Origin of the sequence: Dulcicalothrix desertica PCC 7102 (assembly GCF_003991905.1) — a bacterium.
GTDB lineage: Bacteria > Cyanobacteriota > Cyanobacteriia > Cyanobacteriales > Nostocaceae > Dulcicalothrix > Dulcicalothrix desertica.
In genome coordinates this window covers 280954-306490 of the sequence record NZ_RSCL01000012.1, presented here as the reverse complement: position 1 = coordinate 306490, position 25537 = coordinate 280954, and the positions used below count along the sequence as shown (strand labels likewise).

The following is a 25537-nucleotide window of genomic DNA, read 5'->3' as shown; positions in this document are numbered from 1 at the left end:
CAAATGACATATCAATTTGCATCAAATAAAACCACCTATCAAACTGTAATTGAGCCAGCAAACTCTTACAAATCAGGCTTTGACATTCAAGGACTGTTTAAAACTTTTGCAAATCCTGAAGCGCTCTTAATGTTAGGGGGTTTAGTTTTTCTGATTTTGCTGAGTCAATTTGGAAATGGTAAAAGTGGTAAGATTTCCACCGGAAGAATTGTAGGGCGAACAGAAAAAGTAGCAGCAACTTTTCTTGCCCTGAAACAAATTCGAGAGCGTAAGCACAATAAAGTTTGCTTTTGGTGCGGTTCTCCCCATTACTGGTTTTCTGGAAATCTCATAGAAGCAGGCGCCGTTTTTCAAACATTTCTCGGCGCCTCACCCACAGTTTGGATTCCTCATGCTGAACGTTCTACCCTTGTATTAGGCGCCCCAGGTTCTGGAAAAACTTATGGCACAATTGACCGTATGGCTGAAAGTTGCATGATACAAGGGTTTCCTTTGATTGTTTACGATAAAAAGGGCGACCAAATGAAGTTACTGGCGCCGCTTGCAGCTAGATATGGGTATGATGTCCGAATCTTTGCCCCCGGTGAACCTTATAGTGAGGTGATAAATCCTCTCGATTTCATGGAGAATCAAGAGGATGCAGTGACAGCAGCACAAATTGCACAGGTTATTAATGCAAACGCTGGTGGTAGTGGTAAAGGCGATGAGTTTTTCTCTAAAGCCGCTGACTTACTCGCAAAAGCGTTAATTCAGTTAGCTAAAAGCAGTGATTGTCCAGATTTAGCAACGGTTTACTGTATTCAGTCGATTGATGAATTTACTAATAAACTGCAAAGCGCAGTGCAAGCGGGAAAAGTTTCTCGTTGGGTTGCAGCTTCGTTTCAACAATATCTTAAAGCCAAAGACAGCGAGAAAACTATAGCCAGCATCGATACAACGACCGTAGGAATATTTTCTGGTTTTATTCAACGTTCTTTACTTCCCAGCTTTATTGGTAAAAGTACTATACCTACCAAACTGTCAGGGCGACAAATACTAATTTTTAAATTAGATGATGCTAGACGCGATGTCGTTGGACCACTGCTAGCTGCTGCTTTACATATGACAATTGTTAGCAACTTATCTACACCACGTACCGACCCAATTGGAATTTTCATTGATGAGCTACCATCATTGTATCTAAAAGCATTACCCCATTGGATTAATGAATATAGAAGTAACGGCGCCTGTTTTGTGTTGGGTGTTCAGTCACTCGAACAATTAGCCAATGCATATGGAGAGAATTTAGCTGCTGCTATTACCAGTGCCTGTAGTACCAAAATTTTATATAACCCTGCCAATTATTCTACTGCGGAAAAATTTTCTCAATCCTTCGGCAACAAGGACATTATTGTTAAAAATAAATCTATTAGCAATTCTAAAGATGGTCAAACCATTACAATGACCGACAACTTACAAGCAATGCCTATTATAACTCCTGATGAGATTATGCGCTTCCCGCAAGGTAAATGCGTTATTACCAATCCTGGTTACTCATCTGCAAAGGAGGGTTCTATTCCTTACCCATTAACAATTCCTATTCCCCAATCAGACATCAATCGAATCGTAAAAAGTGAAGAACTTTGGGAGCAGCAACTTTGTCCACGACTAATTGCACGTTCCCCTCAAGTTGATATCAATCAGTTAGATGCTGCTATTGATTTGAGAAAACACATCGCTTCCCAACTTTTGGCACCGTCCACTGTTAGTAGTCAAACTGAGGAAATTCAGTTAGTTACCCCTGAAGAAGAAGTTTGGTAAAAGAACTTTAGCCTTGATTCATGTACATTAACACTGTAATTTTTAAATGATACATTTACTATCAAGCTAGTTGCTGTTAGTTTGATTTTGTGTTCTAAGAGTAACTAAACAGCAAGTATCCGAGCAATTACGGATAGAATAACTAATTTTGCTAACGCATATAAATGTGATTTTAGAAAGTTTGTAAAGTTTCTAAACTTTTAGGTAAATTTCTCAAATTCAGTATATTCACTCAAAATGTATTTTTTGAGTCAAATAAATATCAGTATAAAGTTAGCTTATAAATAAGTATGTCTATAGTATGAGTTTTGTATTTAATCGGGTAAGAGTAATATTTGCATAAAAATTGTCAAAACTTCGAGTCCGACTGTATTTGGTCTATTTACCGAAACTTCATATTACAAGAGCGCAATTTTCACATTATCGTGTGGATTTGTTTTTTTGCTATGTAGTATATCCGCAAATTTTGTATAAATATCAACCTGCTACGTATTGTGCTTGTCGTAGAATAGCCGCTTAAAGAGCTTTTGAAGGGTGTCAGATTTTCGTAGATACGATATAACAAGATTAAGTTGGTGGCAGACAACTTGTACTTATATTGGTGAAGTTAATGATAAGCATAGTTTTCTATGATTAATCATTATTTTCCCGACGCACATTATGACCGTAATTTAGATGACCGTCTAACAATATTCCTTGCACTTGTAAAGTCCGCACAAATCTTAATTTTGACAATAAATAGTAGGTAGTAAGTAATTTAATTAATTACCACTACCAATTAATTATTGTGTACGCTCATTCAAACATAGAAACGTGTTATCGCATTATTGATTTGACGCTTGACTTGCGATTCGGGTGAATTACATAGATTTAAACATGGCATATGTCCAAACGACAATTTCCTCAAAGTTGTGGTGATTCTTCTGACGTTACGTACATCCAAGAAAGAATCATTATTCGGCAGTCCAGTTTCAGAGTCATTGCCTACAAGTTAATGAATGGAGAGATTGCTGTGCCAACTCGTAAGATGACTGCGGTAGTGCATAAATCGAAGTCGAAGGGTAAACGATTTATTGAGAGTCTGGGAGTAGAAACAACTCAAGTTGTTCTTCCAAATCATGTTGTCACAGATATGATTTCTATCTCATGCGTTTTCTATTTTTGCAAACACCTGAATGAATCAGGTCAAGGCAATTTTTGGACAGAAATTGGTCAGCACCATTTAAAACCGTATGCATAAGTAGGAGTGAAGGAGTGGGGGATAGGGAGAAGGGGAGAGTGGGGGAAAGATTTCAATACTCCGCATAACTTCTCATTTTCTCATTTTCTCATTCCCCCACTCTCCCACTCCCCCACTCTCCCCTTCTCCCACTCTTCTTAATAGGGACAATACAATGTTAGAACAGCAACCACGCATGGAAATTTTAATGCAGTATATGAAAGCCTTAGAGCAAGAGGACATTCAAACTGCAAATCGAATCGTTGGCATGATTGGCTCAGATGTTCAATTAAAAAATGCTATTTCCGAAATTAGCACTATTTATGAGCAAGAAAATTCAAAATCAACTGTTCCACCAAGAAAGACTCAATTATTACCAGGTAAAATTCGGGTAGTAATTATAGAAGGCAATCCACTTGTTCGTGCTGGCATTCGCTTAATGCTATCTGAGAGTCCAGATATAGAAATTGTTGGTGAGGCAACTTCTTATCTCGACGGCTTAAAGCTATTACAGGAGAAACCACCTAATGTCGCACTTATAGACATTGACTTGGTTGGTGTACATGGTATGGAATTAACACGATTGCTACAACAAAGCGATAATCTCGTTAGGTCAATAATTTTGGGTAACTACAAAGACACAGAAACTGTTTTGTCTGCTTTTGCAATCGGCGCCGATTCTTATTGCATGAAGGATATTGAATATAATCATCTGTTGGAAGCTATACACATTACCCACAGCGGTAAAACCTGGATAGACCCCGCAGTTGCACGAATTGTATTAGACACAGCACGAACTCGCCCCTTTGTTACGGGTAGTACTTCCGAGATACAAGACAACATTCAATTCGTGGAGGAAACAGCCAAATCTTATAACCTGACACAAAGAGAAACTCAGGTACTGCAATTTGTTGTTGCAGGCAAGAAAAATGCAGAAATTGCCGAAGAACTTAAGATTACACTTGGCACTGTCAAAAGTCATATTGGCAACCTTTATATTAAGCTAGGCACCAATGACCGTATTCATGCCGTGCTTTACGCTTTACGTATTGGTTTAGTGCCATTGGAATAGTACTACCAACGGTGGCGACAACTTGCTGAAATTGTCGCCCCGTTTTTCCCATGAGATTAACTTCAATCAATTAAGTTCTAGCTCAAGCTGGCGCCGACGTGAATTACTTTCAAGCGTCAATGCTGTTTGTGTCGGGTTATTTGCACCTGAAGTATTTAAATCTAAATTGTTAGGATGATGCTTGATTTTATCAATCAACTCATCTGACAAATCTTTGTGATTAGTACAAAGCACAATCGCATCTAAATCTTGTTCAAGGTCAATTTTTATGCCTCGTGATAAAAGACCTTTGATTGTGCAGGCTTTTGTGTTTCTACCTAATTTACTTCCCTGAAAAGCTACAGAATCTACTGAGTAAGAGATGCCTTGTATTGCGCCATCATTGTCAACTTTGAATTGAGTTTCTACACCTTCTAATTCAAGCTGATTAACGAATTGAGTAATTGTCATCTCTGGTTTAATGACAACTTCCACTGTATTTTGGATTTTTTCTAATGCACTACAATTTGCTTGTTGGCGCCGTAAACATGAATCAAACTCTTCTTGTTCTCGTCGCATTCGCCGTTTCTGCCCACAATTCGGCGCCGCATGTTCGACTTCCCAAGAACATGGTACTGGTGTCAAATTAAACTGCGATTCTAAATTTCTCAAAACTTTTTCTAATCGTCGCTTATCGTACCAGTCAGATACACACCCGCCATCAATATTGATACGACTGGCGCCTATATGTATGTGAAAGTGGTCACAGTCATCATGAGTAGCAGCAAAATATAGGTTTTTGTCAAACCCCATACCTTTCATGGCGCCTTTTACAATTTCTTGTAATTGTTGTGTTGGTGGTTTTTCCCCTTGTGCGAAACTGATACTGATATGGCTAACAGGAGACTTGACTCTGGGATTCAGTTGTTGAGTCGCCGCCAATTGCCTATAAAAATCAATAGGAGTTTCTCCAGCAAGGTTCGTGCAAAGAAGTTGCGCTTCTTCTTTTTCCAAAATATATCTGGTTAACCCAACAAAATGTTTACCTTTCTTAACCTTCCCAATCATCGTTTTCCTCCTGTTGTATATTTGAAGCGTTGGCGCCAAGTTCACCACGAGGACACTCCGCAAAGTCTGTCGGGGGGAGTACTCCCTCCGACGAGCTTTGCCCGGTGGCAGACTTGGCGCCGAGAATTAAATGTAATCGTATTTGAGAAATTTGTATCATTAATTCCTCAATCATGATAGGGTCAATAGCTTGCGGTATTGAACCATTATCCATAGCATTATTCTGAGTTTGAGCAATACACTTAATATCTTCGGCAATCTTTAATAACTGCCAGTAGCATTGCCAGTTTACCTGTGGAATACTCTTGATGCGGGATTTTGCTATTCGGCGCCTAATTAACTCCGCTTTACTGATACCTAGAGAATCTGCTTGCTGCACCAAAGAATCATTCTGCTCTTTAGTTAACAGCATCTCAAATCTCACCGTTTGTTGTTTTGGTTTTGCTGACATTTTTGATCTGAATGCTAAAATTTGACAAGCGTTCTTAAATTAAGAATATACAAATCTTTATTCTTTAATTTAAGCAGTATCAACTTGATTTTATTATAGGCACATTTGATGACTCATTATAAGATATTTTTGAAAATAGAATAAAGTTATAAAATTAATTACCTCTATTATTTTGTGTAGATAATTGTAGAAATTACTGTATGATTAAGAAAAATGTAACTGTTAACATTATCAATGGTCGATAATATACCGAAGCTTTTGTACCTTGATGACCTTTCTCAATCAAAACCAGAGCGCCCTGGATGGTCGTTAACTTTTGGGGCTAGTTGTCAAGATGCAGCCGCAGTTTGCCTAGATGACCAAAACCATCCTTACCGTGTAAACCTTCAAATCAATGGTATACAAGACACCGAAGTCGAACTGCAATGGAATCCAATTAACGATACTATACGTCGCTTTAATGCTGACGCTTGAAGTAGCTACTGAATATGGAGCCTATGGAATTGCTGCACTCCTCATGCCTTACTTAACAGGACTTACCGTAATTGAGCGCTCCATTAAAGGTAAAAGCTTCGGCTTTGACTTTTGGTTAGGTTCCATTAATGACCCAAATACTTTATTCCAACGAAAAGCTCGATTAGAGGTTTCTGGTATTCGTAGAGGCACCAAAAGCATAGTCGAATCAAGAGTTAAAATAAAATTAGAACAGATTAGCCCTTCGGATACTTTATCCCCCGGTTACGTCTGTGTCGTTGAGGAAAGGTACACCACGCACCCGTATAGTTGAAAAATGAAAGACGTAGAAATTCTTCATCGAGAAGCAATGGAACTTGTTGACCAAGCTTTTTTAGCTCGTCAACGAGGTGATGCTACTGCTGCCTTGGAGTTAACTAAAGCTGCTTTTTCCCAAGAGCAAGCTGCCGCAGACCTAGTAGCGAACTTATTCGACCTTGAACCCACTAGATCGGTTCTACATCGTAGTGCCGCAACGCTTGCTGTAGAATGCTCTTTCCTTAGAGAGGCAGAAAAGTTGATTGGACGCGCGCTTGCAGGGAACCCACCCGATGACATTGCTGATGAACTGCGAGATTTGCTTATAGAAGAAGTTTATTCTCGCAGGCAAGCGATTGGACACTCTACATAGGGAAAAACTTTTATAACATTATATATAGCTTGCAACATATATACTATGTGCCTACACCGGTTTTTAGCTTGTAATGTGTAAAATCGATAGTATAACTATAAAATAAAGACAGTTATGCTAACAGCAACTGAATCAGGTTTAAAAATTATTGAAATAGCCAGACGAAAGAAAGGCTGGTCTGAAACGGATTTAGCTTGGGCTAAGGCTGCTAAGACATCGGTAGAAACATTAAATAATTTTTGGCAACGTTTACCTATTCCTCAAAAAGATTTTGAAGCGATTTGCAACGCACTTGAACTAATACGATGGCAGGAAATTATTAGAAATCATAGCATTGAAAATTCATGTCGTAAATTTAGAACTAGAATTAATAATAGTCAAATTTTAATAAACACTCTTCACGACTTAAACATTGACGTAGAAACTAACAGTTATTTATATGTCGATTATGATGTGATAGTTTATGCTGATGTAATTGCTATTCTGAAAGGACAATACGATTTAGGCTGGTGCCGAAATGACGATGGTTATTTTGATATGATATCATGTCCGGTTGCTTGCCCATAATTCCCGACGATGTAGAGACGCGATTAATCGCGTCTCTACGATGGTTTTATTATGGTTGTGTACCCGGACATGATATAATTGGCTCTTTAATAGATATAGCAAAAAAATATCAGTTGCCTGATTTTATTAATTTAATTAATATTAGTTATGCTTATAACAAGGTTATATTGGACATTAACAGTCAAGGTATTGAGTGTGGATTGCTGAAACTAAAGCAATATGCTCAAGAAATTGAAGAATATAAACTAACAGAAATTCTAGAAAAATTAAAAATTGTTCCACGGTTGTTACAGTTAGGCGCCACTGTAGAACAAATTATCGAGACATTCAACTTAAATTCTGAAAGCATCAAGTTTTTAAGTGAGTAGATGGTAGTTCTCTATAGTTATGATTATCTACTTGATTAAATTTAGGTAAAAATTCATCTTGAATGCAAGCCTTTAAATACTGTTGTTTATTAACTTTTTGACCATTTACATAATATTGAGGAAATCCGCGACGTAGAGAATTTTGTTGATTCCATTCTCGATAAATTCCATGTTCTATATCATCTTTAAAATGCTGTTCTCTCCAAACCGTTTTATTATTATCATCCCACCATCGCTCATAACCGTGACGTCTGCCGTCTTTTAAATGTCTTTCTTCTGAAATAACATTTTTTGCTGAATACCATAAATCAGTACCAGTTCCATGATGCATCTCATAACTACCGATTAAATTGCCATCATAATCATATTGTTTAGTGATTCCATGCTCTTTGCCGTCAATATAAAACCCTAATTCACACAAATTACCATTATCATGCCAAGTCCGAAATAAACCGTGCATTTTCTCGTTTTTTATACTATATTCCATACATACTTGATTTTCATGCCAAGCACGATAGGCAATTTTTTCTCCATCAAGGTAGTAATGTGCTGATTCTTTTTCTCCGGTTTTGGAGTATTGCACCACTTCAATTGCGTTTTGAGGAATTAGATTTTCGTTGCCCAAGTCAACAACTCCTGCGAAAATTTGTACTACCTTGTATATTACATAATATTTGTCCAGGCACTAACCCTTCTATTTCTTTTCTAACTTATCAACAAACTCTCTATGTTCAGGCGAATTTAATCCCAGTTGCAACGTCTGTAATACCCGCACCATATCATTATTTAATAAGGCTTCTACTGCTAACCATAAACCTGGAAACGTCACAGAGCGAATGATTCCATCCTCATTAACAGGAAGTGTTTGATACTTTCCTTCTACTAAGTGAAACCAATCTAGTTGATTCTCGCTCTTATTGCAAAACAATGTATTCGAATATCTGATTGCGACGATAAGCTTGCTTCTTGCTTCCTGTATCAATTGCGGCACTGCTAGCAGCAATTTCAACTACTAATTCTGGTACTCCTTCGAGATATCCATCTTCTGTTAACCTAGCTTTTCCTCCTACTGCTTCATCCAAAATCAAAATAATATCGGGCTGGGGTTCATTATCTATATCAAGGCGAATTGTCGGTTCTATACCTGATAAAGTTCTTGGTGTAAAAGCAGCATAAGTTCCTAACCAGGTGACCAAACGGCTGTGCGGTTCGGCGTGTGGAGTAAAGCGTAATGGAGATGCCACGTAAACTATTCCTTCAATTAGCTCTGCTTTTTTAATGTGGGGTGCAGCAGCATATCGCCGCTCAAATTCAAAGCGAGTTAAGCGGTCGCCACTTTCTAGGGGTGGTAATTCCTGATTTTTTGGGCGAGGCTGACGGGGTATATGAGTCGTCATAGCGCTCTCAAATTTTTTGTTCTATTTTGAATAATTTGATTGTAACAGCTTTTCTCGTTATCGCGGTTAATATCCTACGGCAAGCGCGCGTCCGTTTGTTACAGGCGCGCGTCTCACAAAACTTCAACTCATATTATGAATGAAAGGCGCCTATCAAGTATTGTGGGTTTGAAATTTAAATCAAGCCTTTGGTTATGCCGTACATGGACGTTAGCATAAATTAACAAGTCGAAGAAGCCTAGAACATTCGTCAAAAGAAATTATTTTTATCTGGATAAATAAATACGGATATCACCACTGCTTGCTCCTTCAGAAAATAGCATCACTAGGTCGGTTTTAAGCCATACCTTCAGAAAAATCAACAGCAGGAATTTGCCAGGAATTATGTGTACCACTAACTTGATGGTGGGCTTAATATTCCTGGCAAATTCCTGCTAAATATTTGTACGACTAGGGTCATAGAAAAAATCTAGACTCCCGTCGTATTCACTTTTTTATTTGATGCTGCTAATGTAAGTGTCTATGAGCAGATTAAATCTAGAGCAGTTACCAGACGTTATATTAACGCTGGACTTTGGTGGGAGCGGTACAAAAGGAATTGTACAAATTAAAGGAGGTAGACCTTACTCAATATGGATGGAACCTGCTGTTATTGAAGCAACTCCAGCATCGCTTGGATTTCAAACTCGGAACTTGGGTAATGCTTATCCAGAAAATACAGCTTGGGTAGGAATAGACGACGACTATCGAGCAGTAGGTTACTTGGCACGTAGTAGTTACGGCGCCACACCAGGATTAAGACCACGAAAATTTGAGTTAGCTGTATACAAAACGCTGGCTGTGGTATGGGTGATAAAGCAGAAGTATAAATTACCTGAATCTTTTCAAATATCTCTGGCGCTGCTACTACCACCAGGAGAATTTGAAGATTCAGCTTTACTCAAACCAATGCTCAAAGATGCTTTGATTGAGTTTGATACACCAACGGGAATTTTAAACGCGAGCTTGGTTGGCTATGAATGTTTTCCAGAAGGCGCCGGAATTTATGCGATGTACTGTAAGAATACAGGCGAGGCAATTCGACGTAAGGTTATCGCAATCGTGATGTTGGGATACCGTAACGCATCGGTGATAATTTCTCGACGCGGTATTTTAAACCGGGGTAAAACTACCAATTTAGGAATGGCGAAGATGGTTGAAAAGGTTATGGAGCGCACATCAGGACTAGAAGTTGAGCAATTAACTGAAGCGATAGTAAATGCTGCTTTTGAGCTAAAACCTCAACATTTCTATAGTATTTGCACCTCAAATAGTCATCAAGATTCTGATGTCGAGAAAATAATATCTGCCGTAAGTACTTCAAGAGCAGAGTATGTAATTATGCTAGCGAACTGGTTAAAAGAAGTATTGCCACATCCTAACGAATTAGACGAATTAATTATTTGTGGAGGTACAGCTGATTATCTACGTACAGAACTTGATGACATGTTTCCTGTAACACCTATTGAGTGGCATGGCGGTGTTGAAATACCGCAAAGTCTCAATGAAAAATGGTTGGGTAATCGTCTTGCTGATGTTTGGGCATTATCTGTTTATCACCGTATTAAAGTTAAAACAATTACTAGAGGAGTGGAGGAAAAGATAACAGAATGAAAAGTAATGCAGAATCTTAAAACTCTTCTCCCACTCCCCCTTTTAAAATTATGGGTACAATAACTGATTTTAAATGGCGCCATCAGCCACGATTAGATTCAGACAACGCAAAGTTGCTTAGTTACATCCAAGATAAAAATTTGCATCGGTCTCAAGACAAAACTGTGCTGATAATCAACGCTCTTACTGCTTATTATTTACCGTTAGCACTATATAGCGAGGGTAATTATTCTCGTGAAAGATTGGAATTAGTATTTTTCGATTCGGTGAACGCAATTGCAAATCACCTGAAATACTTATGTACTGTAATTCAGGTAGAGGAAGGAAAAGTCAATCGTATTTTGTACAGTGCATTTGGAGGGGTGGCAACAGAAGTTGATAACTCCCAAGAATTGGCGCCTTATCAAATGCCAACACCAGATACAGAAGACGAGGTGGATAATTTTGAACTGCAAATGTGGAATTTGGCAGGAATTACAACTGATAGCGAAATATTTTGAGAGTGGAGATGCAATACAGTATATGGGAAGAATACATTTAATTGATGGAGAAAAGGGAGGTGTCGGGAAGTCGCTGTTCGCGCGCGTTATGGTGCAGTACGCAATTAATAAAAAGTTGGAACACGCTTTGGTTGATGCGGATATAACGAATCAAGATGTAAAGCGATTTTATGACTATGCAGTTGATGCCGAGTTTAGCGAAGCCTTAAATAAGGGGGACAAAGCAGATATTATTTTTGAATTAGCTCGGAAGAAACCAGTTATTGTCAATCTGCCTGCTAATGTGTTTCCAAAAGTCAACAACTGGATTCATAGGGGAAAATTATTAGAAGTTGCCTCAAAGTATGGCGTAGATATTTGTAAATGGTTTGTTTGTGATGGAGGATTTGAGTCTATTGACTTATTCTATCAATCAATTAATTTGCATAAAGACAAAATGCTGCATGTCTTTGTTATGAATTTAGGTAAAACAGACGATTGGAGCTTTCTAAATGACAATCATGCTTATAAAACACTTACCAACAAGTATAAAAATACTCTCAAAATCATTGATTTTCCCTTACTGTATCCGGGTGACAGATATTTTATTGACTCAAATAAGTTTCGGTTCGATGCTTCTAATATCGAGGAGACGATGCCAATTATGTCACAGCAGCGACTATCTACTTTCTTAGAGGAATCACATCTAGCTATTGAACGCACGCAGCTTTGGTCAAAAGAGAAACAACCCGTCAAACAGAACTTAGACGTAAAAAATTAGCTTTATGTCATATCAATTTAAGTCTCTATATTCTACAGATAGCGCCTTAAACTATGATGTTACAACAAGTGACGACAATCAGTATATGGGGCGCCTGTATATCCTTACCGCAGAAAACCCAGTATTACAGAACTTGGGGATTGAGAAAGAGTGGTTTTTGGCTCACGAATCAGGAGAATTTATGATTTGCGGTCATATTAATAATGTTGGTGAGTGGAGCTTATCATCGTATAGAAGCTTGGAACCGAGTTTAGAATATACAACAAAAAGTCAAATATTTGACCAGGTTTTTAGCCATGAGTATGTACAAGAAGTACTACATAGCCAGAAAGTTATCCAATCATCAGAATTTCTTGATGATAGGAAACGTTTGAATGATAACAATGATGCTTCGGATGATACTAAAGAGACTGTTAACTCTACTACCTCAACTCAGCTAAGTATTAGTATCCCTAATTTAGAGATGTTGGGAGAGATAATTTTACGTTCTTCTCAAGACGATTTGTTAACATTACAGTCAGAAGAAGTAGACATGTATCAAATCTATCAATCGTTTGAACAAGAGGCGCTTGTTATGACTGATATAATTACAAATGAAATAATGTCCACACTACAATTAGAAAGAACTGAGTTACTAGAAATTGAACAGGCAATTATAGACAAAATTATAGAGGAGTATCAAACTCATGATACGAGTGATTTTCTCTTGCACCCAACTGGGAAAGTAACGATTCATGTTGAAGAAGATTATTTTGTATTATCTGACTCTGTTGACGGACACACAATATTAGCTGCTACTTTCGATGGAGAAGTTATGGAGGAGCTAAAGCAAGCTGACGCAATAGAGTTTACCTCATTACTGCAATCCCATGAAATAGAAGTGTCTACGCTGCTATCAAGCCAAAGTCATTCTCAAACTGAAAACGCAAACCTACAGAAGGGAATTGATTATGGTACATAGTTTACGGCAAGCTAAAACAGAAAACTTTTTAAATCGCTTACTTGAGGGTAAAGATGCTGATTTTCAAAGACGGGTTTTAGCGATAACAGTTGAGCATGGACTTTCTACCAACGACCCGCTATTTCTCGTGATGCTAGCAACAGGTCAACTTCAAGTATTACTCGAAGATAAACCCAACGAACTCGATAACTTGTTTAAGCGCTGGTCAGAATCTATCTACGACCAACTAGAGAAAGCGAAACGTACAGCTACCTCCGGTCAGGAAATAGAAATTCGTAAAATGGTAGACCGATTAATTAAGCATAGCGAGTCAAAGGAACGTAGCCGTTTAAAGGTGATGATACCAGCATTAGGAATACTTTCTTCAGCAATTGGATTTGGAGTTTTAGCTGGGTTAGCTGTTCCCGTATGGCTCGCTGGTGGATATGCACCCGTTAAACCAAGAAAATTAACTGTTGCTGAAGTTGAAACTTTGCAATGGTCGAATAGTTCTGAAGGTAAGCTCGCACGTCATATTATGACTTGGAACTCAGAAAGCTTGACTAATCTTAACTGTACCAAAGTTAATGCCCAACGTATAATAGCAGCAAAAGAGAAACGAGGCGCCGGAGATTATTGTTTGCTGCGAGTTAAGGCGCCTTAATCTATTACAAAAATCATCCCAACTAGAGGTTTTTTATGAAAAATCCAAATCAATTAGATAAAGTACTAGAAAATTCTCAACTTATCTTCGGTTGGATAATTTGTGTAACCACAGCAATTTTATCTATATTCTGTTTATTTCGTTTTCAAATATTCGCTGTTGTTTTCGCACTCACCGCTATTGCGACTTGCCCCAAATTTAAAATACCTGACGGATTAAGGATAGCAATTATTGTTATAAGCATAATTACTCTAGGTTAAAAGAACTAGCTGTTTAATTTGTCATAAAACGTAAAATTCATGACCTACACTCCAGATAAAAATCTTACTTTCGAGGAATTCGTTGCCGAATACGGCAACAATCCCCGCTACGAACTGATTGATGGAGAGTTACGCGACAAGGAACCAACAGGTCTTCACGAAACAGTTTCAGGTAATATCGCTGGTCGAGTTTTTGTTGAAATCCTGAAAGCCGAATTTGACTGGATAGTACCAAAAAGTTGCTTAATCAAGCCACCTGCTGCCCAAGCCACAGCACTACGTCCGTATTCGAGGGGAAAGTTTAAAGTATCGCTAATTCTAGCTGCTGTTTTCTGTTTCGGCGCCAAATAAGGCAGGCTAACACAGAAATATAGTTCTTCTTGACTTTGTTTTTGAGCGATGCCGATGAAAGACTCTTCTCTAAATTTCTGCATAATTTGGCTTGCAAGTGTTTTTATATACTCTGCTTTCTGAGCGTTTTCCTGCATCAAGGTGTCAAAATTATTACTTTTTATTGATACTGTACTTAGAGATGCTTCAGAGTCATGTAACAAACTTTGATTATTTTGGTGTTGATACTTAGCTCCCAGTAATGGTTTTAGTTCATCTAATAAGGTTGATTTGCTTTCTTTAACTAACGGTTGCTCTTTTATCCAGGCTTCGGGGTATTGTATTGTTTGTGGGTCAACTTTGATATTGACGATGGTGGCAGGCGCCGAGTCGAGAGTTGCTTGAAATTTAAATCCATGAACATTAAAATTTGTTGCAGCTAACTTTTCGGTTAGCGAAGCAAAAGATTCTTTATCAATAACTCCCAAGGGCTTACCATTTACTAAAGCAATCGGTGTTACGCTTTTACCGTTATCAGTTGTGCTGACTGTTATTGCCGCTTGTTCTCCTTTCCATTCAAAGTCAGCAAACGCATACTTTTTTAGTTGCCCAACTTTCAACTGATTGCCTTGATTACTGGTGATGATGACAGAAGCGCTCGGTGGGGAGGTTATTTCTGCGGTCATACTAGTACCGATGGGTAACTGTGCTGACTCGCTGCGGAACACTCCCAGTTTTTTCTCTTGAGCAACTAACCACCGTTTGTTTTGTGTTGGGTTGGCTGGGTCAGGTGCTTGGACAATACTACACTCTACTTTTTCTCCTACCCATTTACGTCCTAAGTGTTCGTTACTTGTTTTATGGGCGCCGACTATCGCAAATTCTGTTAATTGTAGTTTAGCTAGTCGTTCGATTAATTCGTCTGGAAATATTGCGAACACTGCTGAGGTCTTCTTGAAACCATATTCTTCCTTGTTGGCTGTTGAAATTTGCCACATTGCTGCTGCGATGCCTTGTTTTTGGGAATCAGGAATAGTTTCTCTCATCTCAGTAGCATATTCTCGAACTTTGGAAAACGCGGCTTTAACTTGGCTTGGCGCTAATCCAGTTACAATGTGTGTACTTAAATTTTTCAACTCGGTTTGGTGCTTAAAGATAGAAAAGTGCTTTTGAACTGAGGATTGGGCGATATACCCAAGCTGCCTATATTCAATTTCTCCATTTGGTTGACGTTTTACCATATTCTTGTCATCGAATACGGGAGAAGACGCTACCCATTTACTTTTGGCAGATTGGTGAGGATTTTTATCCTCAACAACTGTGATGTCAAGCTTTCTATCATCGAAAGCATTGGGGTGCTTTTTCTGTTCAATACCAGTAATTTCGATCTGATTGCCACGAGGACTTGTTGCAATCAGTCTTAATCCTGGCGCCGCTTGCACCTCTTTACTAATTTCAATTGCTTTATTGATTAAGATGTCATAATTTTTCTTGATAATAGAAGCTTGTTCCTTTTGAGCAGCAGTAAATTCCACTCCCTTAAACAAATCCTGAAATTGTTGTGTCGAACGAGGCAATAGCGCGTTCTCGGAAAATGCCTCGTTGGTCATTTTAGCCATCATATCAATGGCGCCATTTCCTTTGATATTCATTGCACGGTTGGTATATACATCGTCAACTTTCCTTTCTTCTACCCAAGTTGCAATATCAAAACATTTGGTAACATAGCTACAAGCATTGACGATTGATGCGTCACTACGGTTAGCACTTTTTCCCCGGTCAACCTCTATTTGTAATTGCCCTCCTAAAATACCAACTAAGTCATGATAAAATTTACCTGCTTTCTCTAAAAACTTGCTTACGTATTCTGGTGATAATAAAGGTATATTTCTTTTCTCACAATTTTGATTGTACTCTGCTAATGTGTTAATTTTTCTAACATCCATATGGTTTTGATTCGATTCTAGGCACAGATGTGATAGTTCGGAAATTTGTGATTTAATATTTTCAGGATATTTAACTGCATTTTGTGAACGAGTTCCTGCTCTTAACATTTTCGTTGCAGCACAGGAAATATCTCTTATCAAACTCCAAGCATCTTCGAGTCGAGTTGATAAACATTCATTTTCTAGTGCAATTGCCTTCATGCATAAATTAGCAACCAAGCCAATTTTATTTTCCATTGCATCTAAGGCGATTTGCTCAAACGAACCTGTATAGGCCTTCTTCTGCGGTTTGACGATTTCAGCATAGCGGTTTTGTGTGAGTTGTTTTTGTTTAATTTCTGCTGCTGTATGAGGAAACTCACTCGCAAGTGCAATTGCCATTCTGTCTCCATCACAATCTGATAGCGAATGTTTTAGTCCAGTTGGGGATAACTTAATAGTTCCAATATCCTTTGGTTCGTCAGGTAGATGGCGATTTATATAAATATCTACTGTGTTTGAGTTAGCAACCGGACCACGATAAACTATTAACTCGGCGCCATCTGGAAAGTTCGGGTAGCAAACTTCGTTCGGCGCCAAGTCATGACAAGTTTGTGCCATTGCCGAATCAAACTTAATAAACCGACCCGTTGCACAGTCCATATATGAGGAGCGCCAGTGTTCCTGCAGCTTATCTACAATTTTTGGATGTTCAAGTAACTGATAATGTCCATCTAAATCAGCTTTTAGAATACGATAAATTACATCTTGCTCTTTGTCTCCAAATGTATCATCAATTAATTTTTCAAATTCTCCTAAATTCAAATTTTCAAAATCAATCACATCTTCAGGTTCAGTTTCACTATTAATTTGGTATTTATACTTAGCATCCATCGTATCAATATAATCTTGGGCAATTTTCCTGGGGTCACTTGCAATGTCTTTGAGTTCAAGCAGGCGCCGTTCTAACCGTGGCAGGACATCCCCCTTTACCCCAAGAGGAAACAAATTCCAAAATTGGGCGCCTGTCGATGTCACACCATAATAAGCATCTGTCTTATTCCCAATACCCATCGTCATTATGTATTCACCAGGTTTAATAAGAGTGGGGGAGTGGGAGAGGGGGAGAGGGGGGGAATTGAAAGAAGTTTCTAGCCGCAAAAGTGAGTCCTCAACTTGCCCGCTCCCCTTGTCTCCCACTCCCCCACTCCCCCGTTCCCCCACTCGTCCCTTAAGTTGGTCAGTAGAGATAATCAGGTCATAACCGTTCCCGATGGAACTTAAATCGCGTGGTGCAAACGTCCCTTTCCCTATTTGCCAGGTAAAGTCAATAGCTTTATCATCAGGACTTAATCCACAACTGCGTTCCTTAATACCAAATCTGGTTTGAAACGGTGTTTGAGCTTGGTTATTTAAATCTTGATGCAACCGCACGTCTATTTTTCCGTCTCCATCCCCTACTAATTTAATTGCTTCATCTGGTGGCATTACTCCAGCATTTTCTCCAGTGCTGGCATCAACCACCAAGACGCGCAAATCCTCACGTTCGCCAAAACTTTTACATGGAGTAAACATATTGCTGCCATAAGCGGCACCGAAGTGGGGCTGGTCAAATAGCTTAGTACGCAATGCTTCATCCATAAAGTAGAAGCGTTCCGAAGCTGCAAACTCCAAACTTAAACCCTGTTCTTTAATTTTTTGCAAGTCAGCTTCCTTTGTTAAGCCTTGGTAAACTTGAACTCGAATATTTAAAAATAGCTCCAATTTTAAGAAAGTATCAAGAACCAATTCAATCAAAGGTCGATTACTTAGTTGTTGTTAAATCGATTATCTCCAGTTCATGTGTAGTTAGAACTAATTTAATTAATTTAATTCAAAAAATCGAGCCTAATAAAATATTTATAGCGGCGCCTGTAATTTACGATGGTGCCGAAGAAAAGCTAAAAAATGAATTTGAGGAACATATACATAGTAAGTTCAAGTTTTTTTACTTTGCGAAGGATAGTACACGTACTTCTGATGGTGAGGTTATACCGGGAATTGGAGGAAATATTTATTTAAGGCTTGAATTTGATAATCAGGATAATAAAAATGAATATATTCCTGAAATCGTCAAGCAACGACGCTCTCAATTTTTACGCCGAGACAATGTTTTAATGCCAAAAGTGTAATATAAACCAGAAGTTTTAATCGTGCGCGGTTGTTTTAAGGAACGGCGCCTTTTTTATTGGACTAATTTTTACTCGTAACATGCTGACTAAGGGCAGAAACCTTTAATTCTGTAGTCACCGCCCTTGCTTAATGTCCTAACAATTAACAAAGATTACTTAGTACTCGTTCAACTTCGGACGGTTGAGATTGTAACTTTTATTGAAGTTGCGCGCGTAATACTCCCAACTTTTGATAGCTTCCATCAACCTTATCTTTAATTTCTAAACGTCTTGCAGCAGTACGAACACGCGACTGCGGTAACTTTTGTATCAACAGTTCAAGAGATTTTATATTTGTGCTGTTTGGTGCAGTTGGCGCCGATAAATCTGTTGCCGATATACATACAGTTTTCATTTCTGTAGCAGTTAATTGGGGTTGCATATTGGCAATATTAGATGTTTGTAAATATACTTTTTGAACGCTAACTTCTTGGTTTGCAACGTTATTCCACAACTGTGTTAAGCTAACGCACAAATCTAACGCTATCGTAGTTGTGATAGTAGCAAACAGCACTACAATAGTAATTGTTAAGCAATCTTGAATAGTTTGCATTTTCTGTTTCTCCAAAAAATAGAGTGATTTCTGAGGGCGCCTTTTTCATCGATATCCACCCGTGAGGGTTTCTCGGTTTGTGGAAATTATTAAGCTTATTCAACCGTGCAGTTAATTTAAAGACATTTATTTCAAGTTATCTGAGCATCGTTCTGCGCTTTCAAAAAGCATAAACCTAAAAAGCTACTAGTAATTGTAAAACTAGTAGCTCTATATATTAGAGTAGAGTATCACTATTAATGCTCATTCCAAATTTTTAATATTTCTTCTTTTGCTGCGGCGCCTATTTTACCTTTCATTCTTTCAATTAATAGAAGTGCATCTTCGCTCTGGAAACTGATTGAGGCGCCATAACAGTGAGGTTCGGGCATATAAGGATTCTGCATCACAGCAATCCAGAAAAAGGCATCGTTGGGATTATCCCAACCAGTGCAATAGTCGTAGGACAAGTTTAGGTCAGTCATATTCAATTTCCTTATATTTTGATTTTGTTGAAAGACGAAAAGCAAAAAAGCTACTAGTTTTATAATTGCTAGTAGCTTAATCGTTTTAGGTGATGGCAAGTGGCTTAGGAAACGCAAGCAAGTTCATGTTCACCAGCTAACTCTGACTCTGTTAGCTCATCACAGTAACCTAACGGGTAATCAAAGACGATGGTATAATTCCAAATGTTATCATCATCAAGACGCAATCCAGTAACTCTACCAATAGCCCATTTACTTGGGGAGCAATTACTTCTCATAGCAACGCGCGAGTTGAATGTATATTTTGGAGATTGAGCGCGGAAATGAGAAAATCTAATGGTGATAGTGTTCATATTTTTGTGTAATTGAAATACTACAGTATGCACTTTTCATTCCGGCGTGAGCCTAAAAATATATGCTGGGACAGCACAAATATAAACAAATGCCTACATGCCTGTTTTTTAATAAAAATCTTCACATGCTGAAATTTGTTTATTTTTTTAGTCCACAATTTCAAGACGTTATTGACAAGTTTTACTTAATCTTCCTTGCTTCAAAATCAGCATATAATTCAGTATTATGATTAATAAATTGATTCATGAAACTCTTTTAATCCGGTATATATATTATAGCATTTAAGTCTGCGCTCTGGCTCTATTTTTTCGCAAATTTAAGCCATTTTAATAAATATTTTAGTGTCTATAATATTGCAAAAAATGAGATAAAAATTCTGTTCGTTGCATACATATGTATTAAATGAGATAACTAAGTGAGTACTACGGCGCCGCTCGCTTTGGAATTAGCTTCCTGCGAAACACAATGTCAACGAATATGAATGTTCATGTTCGCAGGAAATTAATAAAGGCGCCTTCTTTATCGATATGCAGCAACATTCATACCTTTGTTATAAAGCGCTTGCCTAACCTTTATCGCTTCTAAGGCATAGTATAGGAAATATTCGTATTCTTGTGGCATTTTATGAAATCGAATGTCATGTCCCCAATTAATTACAGTTCGATAGCCAAATCCTAATACTTGAGATAATATACGAGTGCATTCAGCAAAGAAACTATTGTTAGACAAGCGTAGTTTTATTTCTTCAGTTGTCAAGCTATCTAATCCAAGAGCATAATCTAAGAAATATGCATGGGGTTACTCTTGAAGGAGTGTACTTGTCGTTAATAATTAGGTTTGCATATTTTTGACTAATACCCGCCATTTCAACATACGCAAGTACTAATTGATAATTTTCAGGCATTGACTCAAAATTTAATGTCTTGCCCCAATGGTTGCGAACTGTTGTTGAGTTTACGCATAGTAAGCGAGAAAGAACTTTGATAGCTTGAGTACGGTAGCAACTGGTAGTCTCTGCTTCAAAATAATCAATTTCACTGCAATCTCTGCCTATTATCACATGTCGCAGGAAATTTCTTGGCTTTATTCCTTCTTTGGGTAAGTAGTTTATTGGTATTTTCATTTACCACCTTAAGGTAATTATGCTGTATAAGTAGTACTATTGTTTGTAGCTAATAAGAGTCTTGCCTAGCCAACAAGAAATTTTGACGGCTCGCTACGGTAATTTGTCTTTGCAAAGTAAAGACCAATCTCACCAATGTCGTCATGACGCGCGTTGTGATGACAAGCGATCAGAGGCATTACTGGATAAGGCGCCTAGCTTTATCGTCAGTGATTTTAAGTATTTAACAATCACTCCTACAAAATTTTGACTGTTTTTCAAACAGCAGTAAGTAATCGATGGCAACTCTAAGGGTTTTAATGCACTTGAAATAGATGTGTAGGGCTAAATCTGAAATCAAAGCGACTTGTCTCAATCTCTGGTTAGGAACAAATACAGGTACAACGACACGTTTACAATCAACTGTGGCTACTTCTTCTTTTTGTTGTTCGGGTAACGTTCCTTGCTTAAAGTGCCATGTAACGTAGTGGTAGCATTTAGTCCAAGTATTGGCTCGATGAATCTCAATACCATTTACCATTACTACCCAAGGCTGTGTAGCAAAATCACTATCGTCACGGATAATTTTGGCGATTACTTGGGTTCCAATATAAATCTTGTGTTCTTCAAACGATATTTCTACAGTTCTAATATCGTTTTGGTTGTGAAATAATTTTTGCTCATTAATTGTGACCGTTTGCTTTGTGTCTGTTGAATACGCCATAATCATGCACTCCTGTAAAAGTTCAAGGCTGTGAGCGTTTTGGTCAGTTCGGGAAGGCTCACTACTAGTAGGCGCCTTTTTTCAAACTTGACCATTCAAAATCTACATACCACCTACAGTAGCACAACCAATGGTTGGTAGAATCATCAGACAATCAAATTTTCTATTACGATTAGTAATGCTACTCTCGGTAAGTATTTATATTACTTATAGATACACACACCAGAGATTACCAACTATAAGTAGTGCTACTGTAAGGAGTAAGAGTTAGGAGATGGCTGTGCTTGTAAAATTAAAGAATACTAGAGAGGCCAAGGGTTACTCTCAAAATGAGCTAGCTAGAAGAACTGGTTATAGCTTGCAAAACATTCAAAAAATTGAGCAGGGAAGAGCTGCCTCAATAACTTTTGAAGCTCTTGGGAGATTTTGTAAAGTGTTAAAGTGTCAACCTGGAGATATTTTAGAGTGGGAACCAGATGATATTGACGACAAAAGCGATTTGTCGTTAGTCGATGATTTTGCTGATGACAAAGCAGTAGCGCTCAAAGGCGATTCTCAAAAACGTCCGAAGCACCAAGCGCACATGATTGTCATCGATAGTAATAAAGGTGTGGCATAAAAACATGATTCTCAAACTTTAGCTGTTTGCTTGAGGTACAAAATAAGAGTATCAATGTGTTAATTACTCCGTAATTGGTATCAGTATGACAAATTGTAAAGGCAGCATTTGTTTACATGCTGTTATGTTTTTATGCGCCAAAATATGAGAAAATACTGATAAGCGTATTAATGATTTAATCTTCACTCTTACGAGAATAATACTTTAGAAGTGCGGTATCTCTACATTTGCCGCTCTCTATCCTTATGCATCTACGCATCGAAACCCATACCAAATAAAAAATTTGGAGTTTCCTATGAACGCAATTTGTATTGACGAAAAAAACTTTCAACCCCAACATTTTACTGAATGGCTCAATAGCTCAGTTGATAAAGAAATCATTGCCCTTAACGTTATATCGCTATCAGGAACAACACCCTATGAATATTTACTTTATAGTTCCAGTATCTCACGCCGTAACGACGGGCGCCTGCGAGATAAGGATTTAAAGAAATATCGCCACATTGAATATGGAGGTTGGTGGTGTAACGGGATTGACCCTCTCAACAACTACAATCCAATGATGTGGGGATGCTTCAAGCCAGATAAACCCAGACGCGATTATGAAAAAATCCATAAATTTATAAAATATGAGCATCCTTATAAAGAAGTAACGCGCGCATTTTTTCTGCAAGTACCGAAAAGGATTTGGGAGAAAGTTTCAGAACGTTGTGGTATCCCCATTACAGAAGATGATTGGCAACAGGAGCATGGATTTTGGTACTGGGTCTGGCGCCGCAATGTTCCGGTAGTAATTGCTGAAGGGGCTAAAAAAGCAGCTTGTTTACTGACTGCTGGTTATGCTGCAATTGCAATCCCTGGAGTTAACGGTGGCTATCGCACTCCCAAAGATGAAGCAGGTAACGTCATCGGAAATCCCTTCCTAATCCCAGATTTGAAACATTTTGCAACTTTAGATAGACAGATTACTATTTGCTTCGACCAGGATGAAAAGCCAGAAACTGTTCAACGGGTAAGAACTGCTACCCAACGAATGGGGAAATTGCTTGCGTATTCAGGTTGTGAGGTTAAAGTAATTGATTTACCAAGACCCACCAAGGGAGTTGACGATTTTATTTTTGCTCAGGGAGAAGAAGAATTTGAGACGCTTTACGACAAAGCCGACACCTTAGAGATGTGGCAAGTTAACCTTTTTACACTTCTGACTTATAAACCTGCAATGGCGTTTGAGCAAAAATATCTTGGACAAATATCAATCCCAGAAGCTGAAAAGCTTATTATCCTTCAATCAGCAAAAGGAACGGGTAAAACCGAATGGTTAACCTCAGAAGTAGCAAAAGCTCATGAACAAAATCGTCGAGTGTTAATTATTACCCATCGTATTCAATTAGGGGAAGCATTATGCGAACGTTTTGGAGTCAATTATGTAACTAAAGTACACTCATCAGGTACGGGGGATTTACTTGGATATGGGGTTTGTATTGATTCTCTGCACCATAATAGCCAAGCTAGGTTTAATCCGAGCGATTGGTATAACGATACAGTTATCATCGATGAGTGCGACCAAGTATTTTGGCATCTTCTTAATTCTTCAACAGAAGTCGCAAAACATCGGGTTTCTGTACTTAAAAATCTTCAGTTGCTAATTCAAAATGTTTTAAGTAGCCCCAAAGGAAAGATTTATTTAGCAAGTGCGGATGTATCCGATTGTGATGCGGACTACGTGCTTTCTCTAGCAGGAGAGATTCAAGTTAAACCATTTGTAATTCTTAACAATTATAGACACGTAGCAGGAAATTGTTACAGCTATGACGGTACTAATCCGAAAAATTTAGTTGCAGCACTTGATAAGGCAATTTCCAAAGGGGGACATCATTTACTGTGTTGCTCTGCTCAGAAAGCCAAATCAAAATGGGGAACTCAGGCATTAGAGCAAAGATTTCGTCGCAAATTTCCACATTTAAGAATTTTACGAATTGATAGCGAGTCGGTTGCTGACCCAGAGCATCCAGCTTATGGTTGTATTGCCCATCTCAACTCGATTCTGTGCGAATACGATTTAGTGATTGCTTCACCCAGTTTAGAAACTGGTGTGTCTATCGATATTCAGGGTCATTTCAACGCTGTGTGGGGAATATTCCAAGGAGTCCAGTCTGCAAATTCCGCGCGCCAAATGTTAGCAAGATTAAGAGAAACTGTTGACCGCCACGTCTGGGTGAGGACTTGTGGCATGGGATTTGTTGGAAACGGCGCCGCATCATTAGGTGTACTTTTGGCGAGTCAACATGTGGCGACAAGAGCAAATATTGCATTGTTATCCGAAGCTGATAATGCTGATTACAGTTGCATCGATGAAAATTTTCAACCGGAATCATTACAAACCTGGGGAAAACGGGCTTGTGTTATCAACGCTCAAATGCGGTGCTACCGGGAATCTGTGCTGAAGGGTTTGGAAGAAGATGGTTACACAATTATTGATGTAGAAGATATTGAACTTGAAGAGAGTGAGCGAGTTTTTGAATCTGTTAAAGTAGCTTCTTTGGAATTACACACATCCGAGTGTCGGGCGGTTGAAGCGGCAGAAGACATCTCCGACGACCAGTTGAAGAAACTAAAAGATAAACGTGCGAAGACTACTACCGAACGCCAGCAACAACGCAAGGCAGTACTAAAAGAACTTTATGGTATTAACGTAACAACCTCCTTAGTATGGAAAGACTCAGATGGCTGGTATCCTCAATTACGTCTGCATTACTTTTTGACCTTGGGACGAGAGCATCTTGCCCAACGTGATGTAACAACAGCTAAGGCACAAATAGACTTGGGTGAGAATGCAGTCTGGAAGCCGGATTTTAACCGAGGGCAGTTATTACCTGTGGTTTCGTTGTTGGAAAATCTCAACATTAGTTATTTTCTGACTCCAGGGATAATGTTTCGTGGTTCTGACCCACAATTACAGCAGTTTAAGGCTCTGGCTGTGCAACATAGGTATATTATTAGGAACTATTTGGGGGTTTCCATTTCTAACCGATTGGGCGCCATCACGATTGTTCAAAAAATACTAAGTAAGTTGGGGTTGGGATTATCTTACGTTGGGCGATTTGGGAGTAGAGGTCGTAGGGAAAGAGTTTATCGATTTGTTGAGCCAAAAGATGAACGTGACATAATTTTCGCTACTTGGGAAAAACGTTATGCTCTTGGTGTCCAGCACTAATAATAAAGAGACTATTTAAATAGATTTTGGACACAACCACCCATAGTCTCCCAAATTATATAGGGGAATTTGGGCGCCTTTAAAACATAAGTCAAAATAATTACACAAAAACTACTTTGTTCATCTAAGTAACTCTTCCCCGAACGGCAAGAGTTGCCGTTCGATGAGAATCTAGTTCCAGAAATATTTCTCCAAACGTT

At 38.4% G+C, this 25537-nt stretch carries 28 protein-coding genes and 1 pseudogene; 18 read left to right on the top strand and 11 right to left on the bottom strand.

The features are described 5' to 3' along the window. Nucleotides 1–3: 3 nt before the first annotated feature. The 3 genes from DSM106972_RS25350 (at nt 4) to DSM106972_RS25340 (ending at nt 4091) form a co-directional block, all read left to right on the top strand. A complete protein-coding gene (locus DSM106972_RS25350; RefSeq protein ID WP_127083298.1) occupies nt 4–1800 on the top strand; it encodes a type IV secretory system conjugative DNA transfer family protein in 1797 nt (598 codons plus the stop codon). 883 nt (nt 1801–2683) lie between these two features. Next, nucleotides 2684–3040: a hypothetical protein gene (locus DSM106972_RS25345; protein ID WP_127083297.1), complete on the top strand. Its 357-nt coding sequence runs from the start codon at nt 2684–2686 to the stop codon at nt 3038–3040. A gap of 154 nt (nt 3041–3194) precedes the next feature. Then, entirely contained in the window at nt 3195–4091 is an 897-nt protein-coding gene (locus DSM106972_RS25340) for a response regulator transcription factor (RefSeq protein ID WP_127083296.1), read from the top strand. 66 nt (nt 4092–4157) lie between these two features. Here the strand turns inward: DSM106972_RS25340 and DSM106972_RS25335 are convergent, their stop codons facing one another. Further along, nucleotides 4158–5138 carry a relaxase/mobilization nuclease domain-containing protein gene (locus tag DSM106972_RS25335; RefSeq protein ID WP_127083295.1) on the bottom strand — a complete coding sequence of 327 codons (981 nt, stop codon included), beginning with the start codon at nt 5136–5138 and terminating at the stop codon, nt 4158–4160. After that, on the bottom strand, nt 5122–5589 hold the full coding sequence (locus DSM106972_RS25330; RefSeq protein ID WP_127083294.1) for a hypothetical protein: 468 nt from the start codon (nt 5587–5589) through the stop codon (nt 5122–5124). The genes DSM106972_RS25335 and DSM106972_RS25330 overlap by 17 nt, the downstream gene beginning before the upstream one ends. A 234-nt stretch (nt 5590–5823) precedes the next feature. Between DSM106972_RS25330 and DSM106972_RS52675 the strand changes: the two genes are divergently transcribed. The 5 genes from DSM106972_RS52675 to DSM106972_RS25310 all read left to right on the top strand — a co-directional run bounded on the left by DSM106972_RS52675 (nt 5824) and on the right by DSM106972_RS25310 (nt 7668). After that, nucleotides 5824–6063, top strand: a complete 240-nt coding sequence (locus tag DSM106972_RS52675) for a hypothetical protein (RefSeq protein WP_186538738.1) — start codon at nt 5824–5826, stop codon at nt 6061–6063. Continuing rightward, nucleotides 6050–6376: a hypothetical protein gene (locus DSM106972_RS52670; RefSeq protein WP_186538741.1), complete on the top strand. Its 327-nt coding sequence runs from the start codon at nt 6050–6052 to the stop codon at nt 6374–6376. Before DSM106972_RS52675 ends, DSM106972_RS52670 begins: the two co-directional genes overlap by 14 nt. 3 nt (nt 6377–6379) lie before the next feature. Next, nucleotides 6380–6733, top strand: coding sequence for a hypothetical protein (locus tag DSM106972_RS25320; protein ID WP_127083293.1), 354 nt, complete (start codon nt 6380–6382; stop codon nt 6731–6733). A gap of 114 nt (nt 6734–6847) precedes the next feature. Beyond that, the gene (locus DSM106972_RS25315) at nt 6848–7300 is read left to right on the top strand and encodes a hypothetical protein (RefSeq protein ID WP_127083292.1); all 453 of its coding nucleotides are present in this window, start codon (nt 6848–6850) and stop codon (nt 7298–7300) included. Further along, nucleotides 7279–7668, top strand: coding sequence for a hypothetical protein (locus DSM106972_RS25310; RefSeq protein WP_127083291.1), 390 nt, complete (start codon nt 7279–7281; stop codon nt 7666–7668). Before DSM106972_RS25315 ends, DSM106972_RS25310 begins: the two co-directional genes overlap by 22 nt. Here DSM106972_RS25310 and DSM106972_RS25305 read toward each other — a convergent pair. Then, on the bottom strand, nt 7649–8293 hold the full coding sequence (locus tag DSM106972_RS25305; protein ID WP_127083290.1) for a toxin-antitoxin system YwqK family antitoxin: 645 nt from the start codon (nt 8291–8293) through the stop codon (nt 7649–7651). The genes DSM106972_RS25310 and DSM106972_RS25305 overlap by 20 nt on opposite strands. 69 nt (nt 8294–8362) lie before the next feature. Then, nucleotides 8363–9065 (bottom strand): annotated as a pseudogene (locus tag DSM106972_RS25300) (Uma2 family endonuclease). A 522-nt stretch (nt 9066–9587) separates the two neighbouring features. On the opposite strand from DSM106972_RS25300, the gene DSM106972_RS25295 reads away from it, so the two are divergent. The 6 genes from DSM106972_RS25295 to DSM106972_RS25270 are packed head-to-tail and all read left to right on the top strand — an operon-like array spanning nt 9588 to nt 13842. Next, complete coding sequence (locus DSM106972_RS25295) at nt 9588–10718, top strand: ParM/StbA family protein (RefSeq protein WP_127083289.1); 1131 nt, start codon at nt 9588–9590, stop codon at nt 10716–10718. A 50-nt stretch (nt 10719–10768) separates the two neighbouring features. Next, complete coding sequence (locus tag DSM106972_RS25290; RefSeq protein ID WP_127083288.1) at nt 10769–11218, top strand: hypothetical protein; 450 nt, start codon at nt 10769–10771, stop codon at nt 11216–11218. Between the two features lie 22 nt (nt 11219–11240). Then, nucleotides 11241–11978, top strand: coding sequence for a P-loop NTPase family protein (locus DSM106972_RS25285; RefSeq protein ID WP_127083287.1), 738 nt, complete (start codon nt 11241–11243; stop codon nt 11976–11978). Nucleotides 11979–11982: 4 nt separating this feature from the next. Continuing rightward, nucleotides 11983–12939 carry a hypothetical protein gene (locus tag DSM106972_RS25280; protein WP_127083286.1) on the top strand — a complete coding sequence of 319 codons (957 nt, stop codon included), beginning with the start codon at nt 11983–11985 and terminating at the stop codon, nt 12937–12939. Next, nucleotides 12929–13582 carry a DUF6753 family protein gene (locus DSM106972_RS25275; RefSeq protein WP_127083285.1) on the top strand — a complete coding sequence of 218 codons (654 nt, stop codon included), beginning with the start codon at nt 12929–12931 and terminating at the stop codon, nt 13580–13582. The genes DSM106972_RS25280 and DSM106972_RS25275 overlap by 11 nt, the downstream gene beginning before the upstream one ends. A gap of 35 nt (nt 13583–13617) precedes the next feature. After that, nucleotides 13618–13842, top strand: a complete 225-nt coding sequence (locus DSM106972_RS25270) for a hypothetical protein (protein ID WP_127083284.1) — start codon at nt 13618–13620, stop codon at nt 13840–13842. Between the two features lie 155 nt (nt 13843–13997). On the opposite strand, the gene DSM106972_RS55870 is transcribed toward DSM106972_RS25270, so the two are convergent. Further along, nucleotides 13998–17801 carry a hypothetical protein gene (locus DSM106972_RS55870; protein ID WP_411675330.1) on the bottom strand — a complete coding sequence of 1268 codons (3804 nt, stop codon included), beginning with the start codon at nt 17799–17801 and terminating at the stop codon, nt 13998–14000. Between the two features lie 11 nt (nt 17802–17812). Between DSM106972_RS55870 and DSM106972_RS25255 the strand changes: the two genes are divergently transcribed. Continuing rightward, nucleotides 17813–18268, top strand: a complete 456-nt coding sequence (locus DSM106972_RS25255) for a hypothetical protein (protein WP_233787459.1) — start codon at nt 17813–17815, stop codon at nt 18266–18268. A 196-nt stretch (nt 18269–18464) separates the two neighbouring features. On the opposite strand, the gene DSM106972_RS25250 is transcribed toward DSM106972_RS25255, so the two are convergent. The 5 genes from DSM106972_RS25250 to DSM106972_RS25230 form a co-directional block, all read right to left on the bottom strand. After that, entirely contained in the window at nt 18465–18860 is a 396-nt protein-coding gene (locus tag DSM106972_RS25250) for an aminoglycoside phosphotransferase (protein WP_127083283.1), read from the bottom strand. A 236-nt stretch (nt 18861–19096) separates the two neighbouring features. Then, a complete protein-coding gene (locus tag DSM106972_RS25245) occupies nt 19097–19324 on the bottom strand; it encodes a hypothetical protein (RefSeq protein ID WP_127083282.1) in 228 nt (75 codons plus the stop codon). 104 nt (nt 19325–19428) lie between these two features. Beyond that, complete coding sequence (locus tag DSM106972_RS25240; RefSeq protein WP_019488462.1) at nt 19429–19677, bottom strand: hypothetical protein; 249 nt, start codon at nt 19675–19677, stop codon at nt 19429–19431. 520 nt (nt 19678–20197) lie between these two features. Beyond that, nucleotides 20198–20434, bottom strand: coding sequence for a hypothetical protein (locus DSM106972_RS25235; RefSeq protein ID WP_127083281.1), 237 nt, complete (start codon nt 20432–20434; stop codon nt 20198–20200). Nucleotide 20435: 1 nt separating this feature from the next. Further along, complete coding sequence (locus DSM106972_RS25230; protein WP_127083280.1) at nt 20436–20801, bottom strand: hypothetical protein; 366 nt, start codon at nt 20799–20801, stop codon at nt 20436–20438. A 61-nt stretch (nt 20802–20862) separates the two neighbouring features. Here DSM106972_RS25230 and DSM106972_RS25225 point away from each other — a divergent pair, with 61 nt between their 5' ends. Next, nucleotides 20863–21051 carry a hypothetical protein gene (locus DSM106972_RS25225; RefSeq protein WP_127083279.1) on the top strand — a complete coding sequence of 63 codons (189 nt, stop codon included), beginning with the start codon at nt 20863–20865 and terminating at the stop codon, nt 21049–21051. Here the strand turns inward: DSM106972_RS25225 and DSM106972_RS25220 are convergent. After that, entirely contained in the window at nt 21025–21504 is a 480-nt protein-coding gene (locus tag DSM106972_RS25220; protein ID WP_127083278.1) for a hypothetical protein, read from the bottom strand. The two genes, DSM106972_RS25225 and DSM106972_RS25220, sit on opposite strands and share 27 nt — an antisense overlap. Nucleotides 21505–21778: 274 nt before the next feature. Here DSM106972_RS25220 and DSM106972_RS25215 point away from each other — a divergent pair, with 274 nt between their 5' ends. Together DSM106972_RS25215 and DSM106972_RS25210 are read left to right on the top strand one after the other, a co-directional pair. Further along, nucleotides 21779–22123 (top strand): helix-turn-helix domain-containing protein, encoded by a 345-nt coding sequence (locus DSM106972_RS25215; RefSeq protein ID WP_127083277.1) that lies wholly within the window; start codon nt 21779–21781, stop codon nt 22121–22123. A 295-nt stretch (nt 22124–22418) separates the two neighbouring features. Beyond that, nucleotides 22419–25337 carry a plasmid replication protein, CyRepA1 family gene (locus DSM106972_RS25210; RefSeq protein WP_127083276.1) on the top strand — a complete coding sequence of 973 codons (2919 nt, stop codon included), beginning with the start codon at nt 22419–22421 and terminating at the stop codon, nt 25335–25337. Nucleotides 25338–25537 lie beyond the last annotated feature (200 nt).